Here is a 15,879-nt window from a genome sequence, read left to right on the forward strand (position 1 = left end):
TCGTCCGGCACGCTGTCGACCGGGCGTCGGACACGGTGCTGACCCGCGGCAGAGAGTGGGCGCGCCGCCTCCTGCGCCGGAACACGACGGAGGCGAACCGCGTCATGGTCGTCCTCGACCCCGGTCAGCTCGCGACCGTGCGGACCACGTCCTCGACCGCGCGAAGGAGCGGGGCATGCCCGGTGCGGCGGCCGAGGCCCTCGCGGACAGCGTCGTGGCGCGCATCGCGATCTCCCAGGGCAGGCCGCAGGACTCCACGGGCCGGCCGGTGCCGCCGCACCCTCCGACACCGCCGGCCGATCAGCCCGCGCACCAGCCTCCCGAGCACCCCGGGCAGTCCGGCGCCGCGTCGTGAGGCTCGTCAACGCACTGCGCAGCGGAAACGGGACCGGTCCCCGATTCGCCCTGCTCCTGGCCCTCGTCGTGGCGGCCAGTGCCACCACACTCGACGTGGTCCTGTCGAGCATCCGGGACCTGGGGACCGACTCCAGCGCCACGCCCCTGAAAGGCACGTTCGGCTGCCTGCTGGCAGCGGGCGTCGACCCGTCCAGCGCCGATGTGGACACCATCAACGCCGTCATCGGCCGCATGAAGCTGTTCGACCAGTGCGTCGGCGAGCAGCCCACGTCGTACGGAGGCGTGATCGGCACCCTCGTGCTGTTCGCCGTCGCCGCGGCGACGTACTGGCTGCTGCCCGTGTGGCGGGACCGGCGACACCGGCTGGTGCCGGTCGAGGCCGTCGACGCCGACGGAACCCTGCGGGCCGAACTGGCCACGCTGAGCGTGCCGGCGCTCCTGCTCACCGCCGTGACCTCGCCGAAGGTGACCGTCGGCACCGGGGCGGACGAGTACATGCAGAGCCGCGTCCAGCCGGCGCGGCAGCCACCCGCCAGGGCTCCCGAGCAGCAGGCCAGGATGCGGTCCTGGCAGGCATGGGCCTGGATGTATCACGGTGGGACCGAGCGGTTCGAGCAGATCCGCCACGCCCTGGAGCAGTTGAACAAGCTGCTCGGTGAGGGGCAGCAGCGGGGTGTGCAGCCGGACTGGGCCGGTTACCGGCGCACCTGCGCCGCACTGGACAGCACCGTCGAGAACACCGAGCAGTACTTCCCCGTACCGCTCGCGGACCTCCAGAAGGAGTGGGAGTCCGCGCTGCTGACGATGCGGCAGGGAGCCCGGCGCTGCGTCACGACGGCGGGCGCCCCTGCCGCGGGGCAGAACAGCCCGGGAGAGCGCGGCCAGATCGCCCTCACACTGTCCGTCCAGCAGATCGCGACCGGTGCGGTCGCCTGGCAGAAGGCGACCGTCCACATCGGGGACGTCGCGGGCGGAAGCGAACTGCCGGCCCCGTGACCGCATGCACCCCGGCGGACGTCAGAACGCCAGAACGCCAGGACGTCTGGCCGGCGGGTACCGGTCCGGCCGGCAGAACGACACCACGGGAGGCGGCCCCGCTCCCGCCGCAGACCGCGCGTTCCCGGCCGTCCGGGCCGGACTCACGAATCCGCGGCCATGTGGCGGGGTGGACGCCGGTGGCGGCCCTCGGGCTCCGGCGCCAGGTCGATGCTGATGCGCGGAACCCGCTGGGTGAGCACCGACACCGACATGGCGCGGAACGCCGTCATCACCAGGACGACCGCCGCGACGAGCAACGTCACCGCGGCCCCGCCCAACGCGATCGCCGGGCGGGGGCCCCACGTCTGTGCCAGCCAGCTCGCGATCAGGGTGCCGAGGAACCAGCCCGCGCGGTAGACGAGTTGGAAGATCGCCATCACTCGGCCACGGAATTCCGGCAGTGTCTGAAGCTGCGCCAGGCTGAGCAGGCCCGCCCGCAGGACGAGGGAGACCACTCCGACCGGCAGCAGCACCAAGCCGAGCGTCAGCAGCGACGGCATCGCCGCGGTGGCGAGTTCGAGGATCCCGAGCACGAGGCTGCTCACCAGGACCGTGCCCAGTACGACCTTGGTACGCCAGGTCAGCCACGCACCGATGAGGGAACCGACGGAAATGACGGCGAGCAGAATGCCGTACGCCCCCGCCTGCGCCGCGAGTTCGCCCGAACACAGCAGGAGCAGCAGCGAGGGAAGACTCGTGCCGAAGAGGCCGACGATGCCGATGACGAGAAGCAGGAGCGTGAGGACGGGGCTGTGCCACACGAACCCCCAGGCGCCCCGCACCCCGGGGCGCCTGCCCGGCCGCGCCGGACGGACGTGGAGTCGCGCCGGGCGGATGAGGAGGAGCGCCATGAGCATCGTCAGGTAGGAGAGCGCGTTCAGCAGGACCACCCCGCCCAGGCCCACCGCCGCCATGAGCGGTCCCGCTGCGCTGGAGCCGACGACCAACGACAGGTTGAGGATCACGTTGTTGAGCGTGACCGCCTTCTTGAGCAGGGCGTCCCCCGCGACCTCCGAGACGAAGACCTGCTCCGCCGGCAGACCGATCGCGTTGATGCTGCCGACGCAGAGTGCGCTGACCACGAGGTGCCACACCGCGAGTGAGCCGCTGTGCGCCAACAGGCCGAGCAGCAGGGCCAGCAGAGTGAGCAGGGAGTGGGTGCACAGCAGGACCCGACGCGGTGGCAGACGGTCGGCGACCACGCCGCCCAGCTGGCTGAGCAGCAGCATCGTGAAGATCGGAGCCGCGGTGACGACACCGAGCACGAGTGCGTCGTGGCTGAGCTGGTAGGTGTACCAGCCCAGCGCCACGAGCTGCGTGTTGGTGCCGACCTGGGAGACGATCAACCCGGCGTAGTAGAACCGTGGATTGCGGGACGCGAACAGTCCCGGTGTGCGTACCGCGGGCGCCGCGTCCGCCGTCCCGCCCGTTGCCCCGTCCGTCATCCGGCGACCTGTGCGTACAGGTCGGACACGCCCTCCATGTAGGCACCCGCCGACAGCCGCTCCTCCGCCAGCGCCCGGACGCCGTGCCGGTCGACGTCCAGTGCCTCGCGGATGTCCTCCATGACGAGGGCCGGGTCCCGGTCGCTGCCGACGGCGGTGAGGTTGTACCGCAGGAGGGAGTCGATGTTGTCCGCCGTGATCAGGCCGGCGTAGCCGTGGCCCGCGCACAGGGTCGGCAGCCCCGTCGCCATGGCCTCCATCGCCCCACGCCCGAGCGAGATGACCACGTCCATCTCCCCGAGCAGGTTCGGGATCGACTGGCACGGCATGTGGTTGATGAGGATGATCTCGCTGCCGAAGCGGTCGCTGGTCTCCCAGAACCCCGGACCGTCGCCCGCCACGTACAGGAGGATCTCCTCGCGGTCGATGTTCTCGATGATCCGGCCGAGGAGGGCCTCGCGCCCCGAGTCCAGCCGGCAGTAGAGCAGGACCCGTGGCTTCGGCGGGCGGCTCGTGCCGTGGACGGCGGGGAAGCGTTCCAGGTCGACCCCCTGGTGGATGAGGACTGCCTGATCCTGGGGAAGGTACTTCCGTTGCAGCGACAGGGCGTTCTCCGTCATGCACAGGAAGCGCGCGCAGCGCGCGACGAGGTAGTCCGACGAGCGGCGTCCCGCGTGGTGGACGATCCTGAACGCCGGTACGTGCTCGTCGAACTGCATCAGCATCTCGTCGGGCACCTCGTCGACCAGGATCAGATCGGTCTTGCCCGACGGATCGATCTCCTCCGTCACCGTGACGGAGTCCATGCCGCGGAACGTCGAGGTCAGGGCGAACCTGGAGGGGTCGTCGACGATGAGCTGTACGGTGTGGCCCGCTCTGCTCATCGTGCCGATCAGGTCGAGGACGAAACTTTGCTGGCCGTACGTGTGGTAGCGCCCGCGCTGACTGTACTTTCCGTCGTAGATGGCGTTGCTGCCGGTGGCGAGCAGGTAGGTGATGTGCACGCTTCCTCATCGGGTCACTGAGTGGGGGCGGTGCGTGTACGGCGGCCCTGTGCCGGACACGCACCTGGATGCCGTTCCCGGACCGGGGTCGCCGCCCTTCCGCAGGAGTGGCGGCGGGTGCCCTGCCGGTGGGTCAGGCGGTCGTGGGCCGGCTGTGCGGCGCGTGGGCCAGGAACACGGTCAGGCGCCCTTCGGGTACTGCTCGAAGCCGAACCGCCGGTCGAACTCGGCCTGGCGGTCCCTGTCGAAGAAGCGCACCATCTTGACCATCGGTCCCCAGCGCTCGTCCAGGCTCATGCCCTCGATGCTGAAGCCGTGCTTGAGCTGGAAGATCATCGCGGTGCGGTTGCTCGGGTGGTGCTCGGACGTCACACGCTCGTACCCGAGCGCCTGGAGGTAATCGAGCAGCTTGATGTAGCAGAGCGCGGCGACGCGCTGCGAGCGGTATTCGGGCAGCATCCCGCTCGTGCCCAGGTAGAAGGTGTCGGGGTCGGTCATCCGGCCCTTCAGCCACCCCATCAGTTTTCCGTCCCCGTCCTCGATGAGGATCCGTTCCTGGTGCACCCTGCGGTATTCCGCGACCAGTTCATCCGACTTCGGGCGGTACGGGTGGGCGTCCCGATCGGGGAAGACGGACGCGTATATCTGCCCGACCGCCTCCCGGAACGTCGCTTCGTCGACGCACCGGCCGACTCCGCTCCCCGCGCCAGGAAGCCGCACGGGAAAGAAGCGGCTGCGGATGTCGTCGATGGTTTCCAGAGTGTCGGAAGAAGGCATGGAGTTTCACCTGAGTTGGTTCTATCGTCATGGGTGGGCTGCGCCGTGGCCTCGGCGAAGCGGCATGGAACCGCATGTCTCTGGCCTGCCCGCAGGGTGGGAGGGCACGCCGAAGCGCTCCCGTCACCCGGGGTTGCGAAGGCGCCGGATCGCGACGCCGACGTACCGGGAGACCAGCGGTCCGCCTGCGGGGTGTTGGTGGGGGTGACCGGGATCTCCGGGCTTCCCTCTCACAAAGATGCGAGTTGCCGATCAAGGGGTTCCAGTGAACCTCGCCGGGTCTTCGGAATTGGGTGCAGATCTTGTGACGGCGCCCTCGCCGGGTGACGTTCAGGGGTCGGGGTGTAGCCGTTGGCGTCGGCATCTACCGTCGTCGGTGTCGAACTCACGGCGAATGTGCGGGTGTTGAGTGGGGGTGGGTGGGGAGTGTGCCGTCGGCGATCGAGGCGCTGAGGACCGGACGGGCCGAGCCTGCGGCCCGGCCCGAGGTCGACTGCGTCCGTCCGTCCGTCCGTCCGTTCGTACGGACGACGGCGAGCGTGGCGGAGCCGGCGGGTGTTGTGCTGACGGTATGTGAGAACGCCTTCGCCGCCTCGGCCGTGCGCCGGCGCCCGCGCCGCGCACGAACGCGCCGCCCGAGGACCCATCCGGGTGCGTCCCCGACGTACGGCCGGCCGGGAACGGCAGGGCTCGGCCACACCCGCAGGCCACAGCGACTCCCTACCACCCCGCACTGCACGACCCGTCACTGGACGAGGGCGCGGGCAAGCGCTCACGGGTGTCCCTCCGCCGTCACCGCCCGATCCTCCCCGGCCGCCACTGGTCGTGTGGGCGCTGCCGTTCGGTCCCAGCACGCCGGGACCAGGGCTGTCAGCATCAGGAGCGCGGTCAGGGCGAATGCCCAGGGGTAGCCGGTCAGGCCGGCCACCGTGCCGAAGCCGACCGCGCCGATGCCCATGCCCGCGTCGTAGGCGACATTCCACAGAGCGCTCACCGTCCCGTACCCGGAGGCCGGGACCCGGGAGTACATCAGCGTGATGGTGGCGCTCTGGGTGATGCCGAAGCCGGCCCCGAACACGGCCGCACCCACGACGACCGCGGCGGGGACGCCGGTGAGGGCGACGACGAGGAGGCCGGCGGCCGAGACGACCAGCCCCGGCACGACCAGCCCGGCGGCTCCGCGCCGGTCGGCGCGCCGACCGGCGAGCCAGCGGGATGCGGTCGCGGAAGCGCGTCGACCGCGCCGTCAGGACTGTGTCGGTACACCTGGCCGTCACCGGCGGTGCAGCACGACCTTCGCGGCTCCCGTGGTGGTGCCGTGCGCGAACACCTCGTAAGCCTCCGCCATCCGGTCGAGGGGGAAGGTGTGGGTGACCAGCGGGGTGACGGGCAGGCGTCCGAACCTCATCAGCTCCAGCAGCCAGGGAGTGGAGGACGTGTCCACCATGCCGGTGCTGATCGTCACGTTCTTGCGCCACAGGGATTCGAGGTGCAAGGTCGCCGGGCTGCCGTGTGCGCCGATGTTGGCGATGTGCCCTCCCGTGCGGACGGCCCGCGTGCACAGGACGAAGCCGTCCGGATCGCCCGACGCCTCGACGACCACGTCGGCACCTGGTCCCTCGGACAGATCGGCGATCATCTTCCCCGGCGAGTCGGCGATGTCGGCGCCCACCCGGACGGCGTTCTCCAGCCGGGCTCCGGACAGGTCCACCACGATGATCCGACGGGGCGAGTAGAGCCGGGCGAGGACGGCGGTGGCGAGACCGACGGGACCCGCGCCCACCACGACGACGGTGTCTCCCGGGCGCACGTGTCCGTTGCGCACTCCGACCTCGTAGGCGGTCGGCAGGAGTTCGCAGAGCAGCACCGCGTCGTCGAGCGGGAGGCCGGCGGGACAGAGTGTGGTGGAGTGATCGGCGAAGGGCACCCGTACCAACTCCGCCTGGGTTCCGTCGACCAGACTTCCCAGGATCCAGCCGCCGCCCCCGCCGCACTGCCCGTACCGGGAGTCACGGCACGCCCGGCAGTGCCCGCAGGCCGACACGGACGAGACGATCACCTGGTCCTCGCGGCGCACGTGGTGGACCTCGCCGCCCACCTCCATGACCTCGCCGACGGCCTCGTGGCCGAGGACCGTGCCCGGTTTCACCTCGGGAAGCTGCCCGTGCAGGATGTGCAGATCACTGCCGCAGACGGTGGTGGCGTCGACGCGTACGACGGCGTCGGTCGCCTCTTCGATCACCGGGTCCGGGACGGTGTCCCAGGAACTTCGTTCCGGTCCGTGGTAGACAAGCGCTCGCACGGTCCTCACTCTCCCTGCCCCTCTCCTCCACCGTCGCTCCCGCGGGGCTCCGGGGCAACACGGCCGCCCGTGCCGCGCGGACACATCACGCGCGTCCCGCGCGAGCACCGCGGCAGCGGACCGTCCGGCCGGGACCGGGGCCGAACGGCACTCGCCGGGCGGTGGTTCCCGTGGTGTGCTGGACATGACGGGAAGGAGCGTGGGAAGACGCGGAGAAGCGGCTCCGGGCCGTGCACCGCGCAATCCGGATCCACGAGAAGCGGATGGCCCTTCCCGTCGTATGTGGGCCGTGGCACCCGTGGTGCCGCGCCCCGGACACGTCCCGGGCGCGGAGCCGCCGTCGTCAGGGAAGCCCATGCGATGAGCCCCGTCATCACCGTGATCACGTCCCTGCCGCCCGAGCACCGCGAACGGCTGGTGCGGCTCGGGGAGTTCGACGCCGGGCCGGTCTGGGCGCTGTGCGCCGAGAGCCCCGAGTCCGGCCGGGCGACCGCGGTCCCGGTGGGACGGGCGGCGGCCGAGCGGTCGTCCGCGTCCCGGCGAGGAGGAGAGCATGCAGAGCAGTCCGCACCGGGTGAGTGACGTGATGACACACGCCGTCGTCGCGGTGGGGCGTGCGGCGCCGTTCAAGGACGTCGTGGAACGCATGGCGCGGTGGAAGGTCAGTGCGCTGCCGGTGGTGGTGGGCGACGGCCGGGTGATCGGAGTGGTGTCCGAGGCCGACCTGCTGCCCAAGGAGGAGTTCCGCGACGCCGACCCGGACCGGTTCGTCCAGCGGCGCCGCCTGGCCGACCTCGCCAAGGCCGGGGCGCTGACCGCCGGTGAACTGATGAGCACTCCGGCCGTCACCGTCCGCGCCGACGCCACCCTCGCCGAGGCCGCGCGCATCATGGCGCTGCGGCACGTGAAACGGCTTCCGGTGGTGACCGCCGAGGGCGTGCTCGACGGCGTGGTCAGCCGCGGTGACCTGCTGAAGGTCTTCCTGCGCCGGGACAACGACCTCGCCGACGAGATTCGGCGCGACGTCCTCGACCCCCTCTTCCCGTCGCCGGTCGAGCCGGTGCACATCACGGTCGCCGAGGGGGTCGCGACGCTGACCGGACGAGTCCCGGACGCCACCCGGATTCCGCTCGCCGTCCGCCTCGTGCGCGGCGTCGAAGGCGTGGTGAGCGTGGACTGCCGGCTCACCGCGGCCGACGCGTAGCTTCGGCGCCGGGGGGCCAGGGTCGCTGACAGCATGAACATGCCTGACGACGTGGCCGCCGGACCGCGCGGGCCGTGGGGACCGCCCGGCGCCGGCGCACCCGGCACGATCACGTGCAGCCCCGCCGCGCGCCGTCCGGAGTCCGTGACTGAGGCCGGGGCGGGGGCCGGAGTCAGTCGGTGGTGAGGAGGTTCTTCACCTCCACGACGTCGGTGATGCTCTCGACCTCGGCCACGAGGCGGGCCGTCGTGGCCGCGGGCATCCGTCCGGTCAGCTGCACGGCGCCGTCGTGTACGGCGACCTCCACCGCCTTCCGGTCGGCCGGCGGGCAGCACGCTTCGATCCTCGCCTCGACCTCCTCCCGTATCGCGGCGTCGTCCCTGATGAGGGCGTTCAGCAGCGCGTTGCGGCGGACCACGCCGACGAGGCGGCCGTCCTGGTCCGTGACCGGGAGCCGCTTCAGCCGGGACAGCGCGGCCAGCCACGCGGCCTCGGCGACGCTCGCACCCGGGAGCACCGTGATCGCGGGGCTCGTCATCAGATCGGCCGCCGTCTCGCCCTGGGACCTTCCGTGCAGCCGCCGCTCACGCAGTCTGCCGATGGGGCCGGGCCGGTGACCGGACGCCTCGAAGGCCACCTTCGCCAGCAGGTCGGACTCCGAGACGACACCGACCACGTGGTCCTGGGCGTCCACGACCGGGGCCGCACCGATCCGCTCGCGGGCCAGTAGCCGGGCGATGTCCCGGAACGGCATGCCGTCGCGCAAGGACACCGCGGGTACGTCCATCACGTCCCGCACCGTCGTGGCCGGAGTGTCGGGCGGGGGAGCCGGCCGGGCCGGTGACGTGGCCGCCATCGGCGGGGAGGCGGCGCCGGCGGCCGGCCGGCCCTGTTCCTCGGCGCGCGCGTGCCGGGCCGTGGCCGTGGCCACGGCGCCCAGATAGCGGATCAGCATGCCCTGCCGTCCGGTTTCGCCGGGGCTGAAGGGACGGGCGGGCAGCGTTCGCCGGGTCTCGGTCTCCGCGTGGAAGTTCTCGCGCTCGTTCACGGCAGTCTCCGGGCTCCGTCGAGTTGCCTACCGTCCCAGTCTTCCGCCCTCATGTCCGCTGCCAAGAGCCGAACGGCCCTGGTGGAACGGCGCGGCGGCCCTCAGCCGGTCGACGTGATCGAGAGGGAGCGGGCCGGGAGGAGGTGTCCCGGCCGGAAACAGCCGACGGCTGAGCAGAAAGCCGTACGGCTGACCCATCGGAGCCTCGCGGCACCCCGGGATGGGCCGCACGGCCCATCCCGGCCGTGGAGTTCTGCCCCAGCCTGGAGTACGTGGACGAGTGCATCCGAGACCCCGGGAGGTCGCCATGACGAGCGGCCGACGGTACGCCGTCAGCGACGTGATGACCCGCAAGGTCGTCGCCCTGGGCGCCAAGGCGTCCTTCAAGGACATCGTCAGGACCCTGCGCGAATGGCAGGTGACCGCGCTGCCGGTCCTGGACGGCGACCAGCGGGTCGTCGGTGTCGTCTCCGAAGCCGATCTGCTGGCCAAGGAAGAGACCCGGGACGCCGGCGGCGAACGGGACCCCGGTACGTCGGCGGCGGACCGCGCGGACCCCGTCAAGGCCGGGGCGGTCACGGCCGACCAGCTCATGAGTACGCCCGCGATCACCGTGACCGGGGACGCGACCTTGGCCTGCGCCGCGCGGGCCATGGCCTGCCACCGGGTCAAGCGGCTGCCCGTCGTCGACGGCGCGGGCAGACTCACGGGCATCGTCAGCCGCTCCGACCTGCTCAAGGTGTTCCTGCGGAGCGACGAGGAGATCGCCGAGGACGTCCGCCGTAATGTCGTCGAGCGCCTTTTCGTCTCGCCGTCCGAACCGCTGCGTATCGAGGTGCACGACGGCGTCGTGACGCTGACGGGCCGAGTCAGGGACAGCACCCTCGTGCCCGTCATGGCGCGACTGGTACGGAGTGTGGAAGGGGTGGTGGACGTCGACTGCGCGCTCATGGGTCCGCTGACCCACCCGGGCATCGACCCGGATCGGCCGGGGACCGCGGGGACCCGACTTCTCTGACGCTTCCCACGGACCGGGCGCGGAGGAGACGGTGGGGTGGGGGTGGCGGCTCACCGTGTCGTCGACGGGCGGAGCCGTGGGGGCCGCCGTCCGTGTCGTCGACGTCGTCGACGTCGTCGACGACGTCGGCGTGTGCACGGACCGCGCCGTGGTGGAGGTGCCCGCGGCCGTCGGATGCGCACCGAGCACGACAGTGTGCGAGCGGCGCCCGGACGGCCCGCTTGTCCGGTCAGCGGCGGATGAGGCCGAGGTCGGTCGCGGCGGCGACAGCGGCGGTGCGGGATTCGACGCCGAGTTTGGTGAAGACGTGCGCGAGGTGGGACTTGACGGTCGCCTCGGTGAGGTGGAGGCGGCGGCCGACGGCTTGGTTGGACAGTCCCTCGGCCACCAGGGTGAGGACTTCGGTCTCGCGCCGGGTCAGGGCGGTGCCGGGGGCGCGCAGTCGGTTCATGAGGCGGTCGGCGACCGTGGGGGCGAGGGTGGTGCGGCCGACGGCCGCCGTGCGTACGGCGGCGGCCAGGTCTTCGGGCGGGGCGTCCTTGAGGAGATAGCCGGTGGCGCCGGCCTCGATGGCGGGAAGGGTGTCGGCGTCCGAGTCGTAGGTGGTGACGACCACCACGCGGGGGGCACCCGGCCGTGCGGTGATCCGGGCGGTGGCCTCCGCGCCGCCCATGCCGCTGCCGAATTGCAGGTCCATCAGGACGACGTCGATGTCACCTTCGGCGGCGCGGGTGACGGCGTCCTCGGCGGTGGCGGCTTCGGCCACGATGGCCAGTCCGGGTTCGGTCTCCAGCACGGCACGCAGCCCGGCCCGTACCACGGGATGGTCGTCGGCCAGGAGGAGGCGGATGGGAGTGCTGGTCATGGGCGGGTCCTGGTCTCGACGTGCGGGGTGAGGGGGAGCCGGGCGGTCAGGGCGGTGCCGTGGCCGGGGGCGGACCGGATGGTCAGGGCGCCGCCGAGGGCGTGCACGCGGGCACGCATCGCCGCCAGACCGAAGCCGCCGCTCTCGCCGTCGGGGGCGGAGAGCCGGCCGGGGTCGAAGCCGCGGCCGTCGTCGACGACACCGAGGGTGATGTGGTCGCCGAGATAGCTGAGGGTGACCTCGGCTCCGGCGGCTCCGGAATGGCGGACGGTGTTGGCGAGGGCGGACTGGGCGATCCGCAGCAGGGCGACCTCGTGGGCGACTGGCAGCGGGGCGGCGTCGCCGGTGAGGCGGAAGCGGGCGGCGAGCCGGTGGCGGTCGCTGGTGGTGACACACAGGCGGGCCACGGCGTCCGCCAGTGTGGTGCCTTCCAGGGCGGGCGGGGTGAGGGCGGCGACGAAGCGGCGGGCCTCGGCGAGGTTGTCCACCGCGGCCTGCCGGGCTGCCTCCGCGTGCCGGGCGGCGGTATCGGGCCGGTCGGGCAGGGCACGTTCACAGGCCCGCAGCAGCAGTTGAATGCTGGACAGGCCCTGGGCGAGGGTGTCGTGGATCTCGCGGGCCAGGCGTTCACGTTCGGCGAGTACGCCGGCGGCGTGCTGGGCGTCGGCCAGGTCGGCGCGGGTGGCGGTGAGTTCCTCGATCAGTCGCCTGCGCTGTTCGCTCTCCCGGTACAGGGCCTGATACCCCCGCACCACCGCGACCGCGACGGCGGCACCGAGCGCGGGACCGACCACCATGGCCGGGCTGAAGGAGTGCTGGTGGGCGGCGAAGCCGGCCGCGGCCGTGGCCGCGGTGGCAGCCACGGCGGCGATCCCGGTACGGCGAGGCAGCAGGTGAAGCTGGAGGAAGTACAGCGGGAACGCCACCCATACGGCGTCGGGGGACAGGGCCAGCAGCACCAGCCACACGACGCCCACGGCGGTCAGCCACAGCGCGGCGGCCCGCCGCGAGCGGCGTACGTTCGGCAGCACGGGGCCCGCCGCGTACACCAGAGCGCATGCCGCCGCGGAAGCGACGACCGGCCCGGCATGGGGCCGACCGTCGGCGAGGGTCCGCCCGGCGGCCAGCGCGAGCAGGCCGATGACGAGCAGGTGCAGGCACCAGGCCAGGACCCGGGTGGTCGGGGTCAGGGTGGGGGCGGTCGCGTTCACAGTGCCTCCCAGGCTACGAAGGCGGAACCCCGGGGGCGTCCATCGAAAGGTGGAACCCGCGTCCCGTCTTTCGGCCCGCGAAGTGCCGTCCTGCGCCGGACGCGCTCACGGGGGGCCGACGGCGACGGTGGAGACGTACCACTTCCACCGCTGGAGAAGGCAGGCCGAGGCCGTGTTCGTCGCCTGGAGAGACCTGAAGTTCGCCAAGGGGCGGTTCGCCCTGATGGGGGCCGTCATCGTACTGATCTCGCTGCTGGTCGGGTTGCTGTCCGGGCTCACGGCCGGACTCGGCCGGCAGAACACCTCCGCGATCACGTCGCTGCCCGCCGACAGGATCGCCTTCCAGGCTCCGGCCGCCGGCCAGAACCTGTCGTACGCCGACTCCACCGTCACCGGGCGGCAATGGCGGCAGTGGTCCATGGCCCCCGGCGTCGAGAGCGCCGATCCGCTGGGGATCAGCGCCACGAAGGCCACCGCCGGGGACCGGAGCACCGGGGTGTCCGCCTTCGGTGTCCGGCCCGGCTCCCGCCTCGCCCCGGACGGCAGCCGGATCGACGACGAGTCGGTGGTGCTGTCCAGCGGCGCCGCGGACGACCTCGCGGTCGAGGCCGGGGACTTCCTCACCCTGGCCGGGCAGCGGTTGAAGGTCGCCGCGGTACGCGGCGACGCCTACTTCAGTCACACCCCGGTCGTCTGGACCAGCCTGGACACCTGGCGGAAGACCGCGCCGCCCACCGGCAGCGGTACCGGACCGGCCGCCACCGTCATCGCCCTGGACACCACGTCCGGCGCCGACGTGGCGGCCACCGACCAGCAGGCCGGCACCAGGACGGTCGCCACCGGGGACTCGCTGTCCGCGATCGGCTCCTACACCTCCGAGAACGGCTCCCTGCAACTGATGCGCGGCTTCCTGTTCGCCATCTCCGCCCTCGTCATCGGGGCCTTCTTCACCGTCTGGACCATCCAGCGCAGCGGTGACGTCGCCGTACTCAAGGCTCTCGGCGCCCCCACCGCGGGCCTGCTCAAGGACGCCCTCGGCCAGGCCGTCGTCCTGCTCACCGGCGGCACCCTGCTGGGCACCGGAATCGCCGCTGCCCTGGGGGCACTCGTGGCGGGCTCGGCGGTGCCGTTCCTCCTCACTCCCGCCACCGCCCTCCTCCCGGGCGCGATGATGATCGCGCTCGGCATGCTCGGGGCGGTCCTGTCCGTCCGCCGCATCACCTCCGTCGACCCGCTGACCGCACTGGGGAGCGCCCGATGAGCCTGCACCTGACCGACGTCACCCTCACCTACCCCGACGGCGACACCCGGTTGACCGCTCTCGACCAGGTCAGCCTGGACGTTCCGCGGGGCAGCCTGACCGCGGTGGTCGGCCCCTCCGGCTCCGGCAAGTCCAGCCTGCTGGCCGTCGCCGCCGCCCTGATCACCCCCGACGCCGGCACCGTCACCATCGACGGCACCGCCACCACCGGCATGAGTCGCAGCCGGCTCACCGACCTGCGGCGCCGCAAGATCGGCATCGTCTTCCAGCAGCCCAACCTGCTGCCCTCCCTCACCGCAGTCGAACAGCTCCAGGTCATGGGCCGGATCGACGGCCGTAAGCCCCGCACCGTCCACGGCCGGGCCATGGAACTGCTCGGTGCGGTCGGCCTGGCCGACCAGGCCCGCCGCCGACCCCACCAGCTCTCCGGCGGCCAGCGGCAGCGCGTCAGCATCGCCCGCGCCCTGATGAACGACCCCACCGTCCTCCTGGTCGACGAACCCACCAGCGCCCTCGACCAGGAACGCGGCGCCGCCGTCATCGACCTGATCACCCGTATCACCCACCAGCAGGCCACCGCCACCGTCCTGGTCACCCACGACCACACCCACCTCACCGCCGCCGACCGGATCGCCGAAGTCCATGACGGGCGCCTCCGCCTACCGGCATCAACGCGCTGAAACAGCAGTCCGCGAACGGCTCGTGCGCCGGGTCCTGATCAGCCCAGAAACTCCGCGAGCGGGAACGAACGGTGACTGCGCGGTGGGATCAGGAAGTTCTGGCGGTGGGTCGTGTTGACCACCGCGTTCAGCCCGGCCCTGGGTGAGCGCGGTGAGAAGTCGTCGACTCTTTTGCCGTCGGGATAATAGCCGTCCATTGCCAGGCGAATACGGTTGAACGTCTCAGTCGTCGGCACAAAGATCAGGAAGTGCAGTCCGGCTGCTTTCTTGGAGCTGTAATGATCACCGGCCGGGTCGGAGGTGTAGTGGAACGGGTTGTCCAGCGTGGCGAAATCACCACGGTTGGACACGGGTGTGGTGGCCGGATAGGTCACACCGTAGTTACTGGTGATCTTTTTCTGCAGACGGTTCGTCGGCTGCATGCTCCCGTTGTGGCCGTAGCTGCCGGAGTCCTTCACTCCTTGGAAGACGTCGTTCTTGTTCTGGGTGGGAGGGTTCACGGTCACTGTGCCCTGTGGGACCGACAGCCCCGGCTGGTACATCGCGCGGATCCGGTCCGGGAATCCCGGGAAGTCCTGTGTTCCCGCACGTCCTTCCCCGTACCAGGTGGCCAGGTCCGAGTACAGGTGCGAGAGGGGCATGATGGTCCCGTACCTGAAGTAGCCGTTGGGCCACTGGTCGGTGTAGCCGGGCAGCGTCTCCAGGTTCGAAACAGGGGTGGAACTCTCCGCGGACTTGAGTGTGGTGGTGAAGCCGAGAAAGAGGGGAGAATACTCGGGAACGGAGGTGGCTCCGGGCAGACCGGCCTCAAGGGCGAGTTTGCTCGCGAGCGACTGCTTCCCGGTGTGGCCACCGCCCGTGAAGCCCCTTCGGATACTGGTCACCTTGAAAAGATCACCGGCCCGGCCGGACCCCGTCCCGAACAGGGTGTTGGTGCCTTCCATGATGTGGTCGAGCGAATCACTGCGCATGAGTACGGCCAGGTGGTTCTGCTCCAGCCGGACGGCTCCGAAGCCGGGGGGCGGCTGGTCACTGGGATACGTCCGGGCGTGCTGGAGCGCGTAAATCGTGCGGCCCTGCTGTTTGGACGTCATCAGATCCACCGGCAGGTAGGCCGGGTAACGTGTTCCCGCCTTGAAGAATCCGGAGCTTTTCCCGAGGCTGGGGATGTAGTGCTCGAAATAGGGAAGTCCCCAGGTGACGACGATGCCCAGGCCGCTGGGCGGGGGTGGGAGACGTTTCTCCAGGTCCTGGATGACGGACTCCAGGTGGTGCTGTGCCTCCTGCAACGCCTTCGCGTTCGGCGCCACCTTCAATGTCGCGGTGATGACGTGGGCGTGGAACGGCGGAATCAGGACGGGGATCGTTCCGTCGCTGCTTTCGATGCCTGTGCCGTTGTCCTTGATGACCCGTGGTGCGGGAAGGGCGTACTGTTCCGGCGGCAGGGGTTTTCCGGTCTCGGCGGGGTCCCGCTCGGGTGGGGTGACCAACTTGTCGATGACCTCGTAGATGCCCGCTGAGGCAAGAGCTACGCCAAGGGTCGCTCCCGCGACGAAGTTCCGTCTGCTCGGCTTCGTGGATTCCTCCGCACCGGACGAGTCCTTACCACTCTTCTCCACCACGGGCTCCATCCTCCCTGCACGGCACGTATGCCTCTCGCCACCGCAAG

The 15,879-nt window shown here is 71.2% G+C and carries 15 protein-coding genes and 1 pseudogene; 7 read left to right on the top strand and 9 right to left on the bottom strand.

The genetic code is table 11. From position 1 onward, the window contains the following. The first annotated feature begins 175 nt into the window (after positions 1–175). Both ACFY2B_RS05835 and ACFY2B_RS05840 read left to right on the top strand, forming a co-directional pair. Complete coding sequence (locus tag ACFY2B_RS05835; RefSeq protein ID WP_390761883.1) at positions 176–355, top strand: hypothetical protein; 180 nt, start codon at positions 176–178, stop codon at positions 353–355. Then, a complete protein-coding gene (locus ACFY2B_RS05840) occupies positions 352–1,353 on the top strand; it encodes a hypothetical protein (protein WP_390761884.1) in 1,002 nt (333 codons plus the stop codon). Before ACFY2B_RS05835 ends, ACFY2B_RS05840 begins: the two co-directional genes overlap by 4 nt. A gap of 143 nt (positions 1,354–1,496) precedes the next feature. Here ACFY2B_RS05840 and ACFY2B_RS05845 read toward each other — a convergent pair whose 3' ends face one another. From ACFY2B_RS05845 to ACFY2B_RS05865, 5 genes and pseudogenes are all read right to left on the bottom strand, one after another. Then, complete coding sequence (locus tag ACFY2B_RS05845; protein ID WP_390761885.1) at positions 1,497–2,840, bottom strand: MFS transporter; 1,344 nt, start codon at positions 2,838–2,840, stop codon at positions 1,497–1,499. Continuing rightward, positions 2,837–3,844, bottom strand: a complete 1,008-nt coding sequence (locus tag ACFY2B_RS05850) for a hypothetical protein (RefSeq protein WP_390761886.1) — start codon at positions 3,842–3,844, stop codon at positions 2,837–2,839. The genes ACFY2B_RS05845 and ACFY2B_RS05850 overlap by 4 nt, the downstream gene beginning before the upstream one ends. A 180-nt stretch (positions 3,845–4,024) precedes the next feature. Beyond that, on the bottom strand, positions 4,025–4,621 hold the full coding sequence (locus ACFY2B_RS05855) for a GNAT family N-acetyltransferase (RefSeq protein WP_390761887.1): 597 nt from the start codon (positions 4,619–4,621) through the stop codon (positions 4,025–4,027). 772 nt (positions 4,622–5,393) lie between these two features. Continuing rightward, positions 5,394–5,816 (bottom strand): annotated as a pseudogene (locus ACFY2B_RS05860) (MFS transporter); the annotation flags it as partial. Positions 5,817–5,894: 78 nt separating this feature from the next. After that, positions 5,895–6,923, bottom strand: a complete 1,029-nt coding sequence (locus tag ACFY2B_RS05865; RefSeq protein WP_390761888.1) for an alcohol dehydrogenase catalytic domain-containing protein — start codon at positions 6,921–6,923, stop codon at positions 5,895–5,897. A 360-nt stretch (positions 6,924–7,283) separates the two neighbouring features. On the opposite strand from ACFY2B_RS05865, the gene ACFY2B_RS05870 reads away from it, so the two are divergent. Further along, a complete protein-coding gene (locus ACFY2B_RS05870) occupies positions 7,284–7,505 on the top strand; it encodes a hypothetical protein (RefSeq protein WP_390761889.1) in 222 nt (73 codons plus the stop codon). Then, positions 7,477–8,127, top strand: coding sequence for a CBS domain-containing protein (locus ACFY2B_RS05875; RefSeq protein ID WP_390761890.1), 651 nt, complete (start codon positions 7,477–7,479; stop codon positions 8,125–8,127). Before ACFY2B_RS05870 ends, ACFY2B_RS05875 begins: the two co-directional genes overlap by 29 nt. A gap of 172 nt (positions 8,128–8,299) precedes the next feature. Here the strand turns inward: ACFY2B_RS05875 and ACFY2B_RS05880 are convergent, their stop codons facing one another. Beyond that, the gene (locus ACFY2B_RS05880) at positions 8,300–9,175 is read right to left on the bottom strand and encodes a CBS domain-containing protein (protein WP_390761891.1); all 876 of its coding nucleotides are present in this window, start codon (positions 9,173–9,175) and stop codon (positions 8,300–8,302) included. Between the two features lie 307 nt (positions 9,176–9,482). Between ACFY2B_RS05880 and ACFY2B_RS05885 the strand changes: the two genes are divergently transcribed. Then, entirely contained in the window at positions 9,483–10,193 is a 711-nt protein-coding gene (locus ACFY2B_RS05885) for a CBS domain-containing protein (RefSeq protein ID WP_390761892.1), read from the top strand. A 229-nt stretch (positions 10,194–10,422) separates the two neighbouring features. Here ACFY2B_RS05885 and ACFY2B_RS05890 read toward each other — a convergent pair whose 3' ends face one another. Together ACFY2B_RS05890 and ACFY2B_RS05895 are read right to left on the bottom strand one after the other, a co-directional pair. Next, positions 10,423–11,058, bottom strand: a complete 636-nt coding sequence (locus tag ACFY2B_RS05890; RefSeq protein WP_390761893.1) for a response regulator — start codon at positions 11,056–11,058, stop codon at positions 10,423–10,425. Beyond that, positions 11,055–12,269, bottom strand: a complete 1,215-nt coding sequence (locus ACFY2B_RS05895) for a sensor histidine kinase (RefSeq protein WP_390761894.1) — start codon at positions 12,267–12,269, stop codon at positions 11,055–11,057. Before ACFY2B_RS05895 ends, ACFY2B_RS05890 begins: the two co-directional genes overlap by 4 nt. Before the next feature lie 172 nt (positions 12,270–12,441). Here ACFY2B_RS05895 and ACFY2B_RS05900 point away from each other — a divergent pair, with 172 nt between their 5' ends. Both ACFY2B_RS05900 and ACFY2B_RS05905 read left to right on the top strand, forming a co-directional pair. Then, positions 12,442–13,530 carry an ABC transporter permease gene (locus ACFY2B_RS05900; RefSeq protein WP_390761990.1) on the top strand — a complete coding sequence of 363 codons (1,089 nt, stop codon included), beginning with the start codon at positions 12,442–12,444 and terminating at the stop codon, positions 13,528–13,530. Then, entirely contained in the window at positions 13,527–14,210 is a 684-nt protein-coding gene (locus ACFY2B_RS05905; protein ID WP_390761895.1) for an ABC transporter ATP-binding protein, read from the top strand. The genes ACFY2B_RS05900 and ACFY2B_RS05905 overlap by 4 nt, the downstream gene beginning before the upstream one ends. Positions 14,211–14,248: 38 nt before the next feature. On the opposite strand, the gene ACFY2B_RS05910 is transcribed toward ACFY2B_RS05905, so the two are convergent. Beyond that, positions 14,249–15,829 (bottom strand): hypothetical protein, encoded by a 1,581-nt coding sequence (locus ACFY2B_RS05910; RefSeq protein ID WP_390761896.1) that lies wholly within the window; start codon positions 15,827–15,829, stop codon positions 14,249–14,251. Positions 15,830–15,879 lie beyond the last annotated feature (50 nt).

It is taken from the genome of Streptomyces sp. NPDC001270, from assembly GCF_042896695.1.
In the GTDB taxonomy this organism is placed as follows: Bacteria; Actinomycetota; Actinomycetes; order Streptomycetales; family Streptomycetaceae; genus Streptomyces.

Excerpts from the sequence above, each read along its gene's own strand:
- ACFY2B_RS05835 (WP_390761883.1), top strand. The coding sequence starts at position 176 with ATGCCCGGTGCGGCGGCCGAGGCCCTCGCGGACAGCGTCGTGGCGCGC.
- ACFY2B_RS05845 (WP_390761885.1), bottom strand. The coding sequence starts at position 2,840 with ATGACGGACGGGGCAACGGGCGGGACGGCGGACGCGGCGCCCGCGGTA.
- ACFY2B_RS05855 (WP_390761887.1), bottom strand. The coding sequence starts at position 4,621 with ATGCCTTCTTCCGACACTCTGGAAACCATCGACGACATCCGCAGCCGC.
- ACFY2B_RS05870 (WP_390761889.1), top strand. The coding sequence starts at position 7,284 with ATGAGCCCCGTCATCACCGTGATCACGTCCCTGCCGCCCGAGCACCGC.
- ACFY2B_RS05875 (WP_390761890.1), top strand. The coding sequence starts at position 7,477 with ATGCAGAGCAGTCCGCACCGGGTGAGTGACGTGATGACACACGCCGTC.
- ACFY2B_RS05885 (WP_390761892.1), top strand. The coding sequence starts at position 9,483 with ATGACGAGCGGCCGACGGTACGCCGTCAGCGACGTGATGACCCGCAAG.
- ACFY2B_RS05890 (WP_390761893.1), bottom strand. The coding sequence starts at position 11,058 with ATGACCAGCACTCCCATCCGCCTCCTCCTGGCCGACGACCATCCCGTG.
- ACFY2B_RS05905 (WP_390761895.1), top strand. The coding sequence starts at position 13,527 with ATGAGCCTGCACCTGACCGACGTCACCCTCACCTACCCCGACGGCGAC.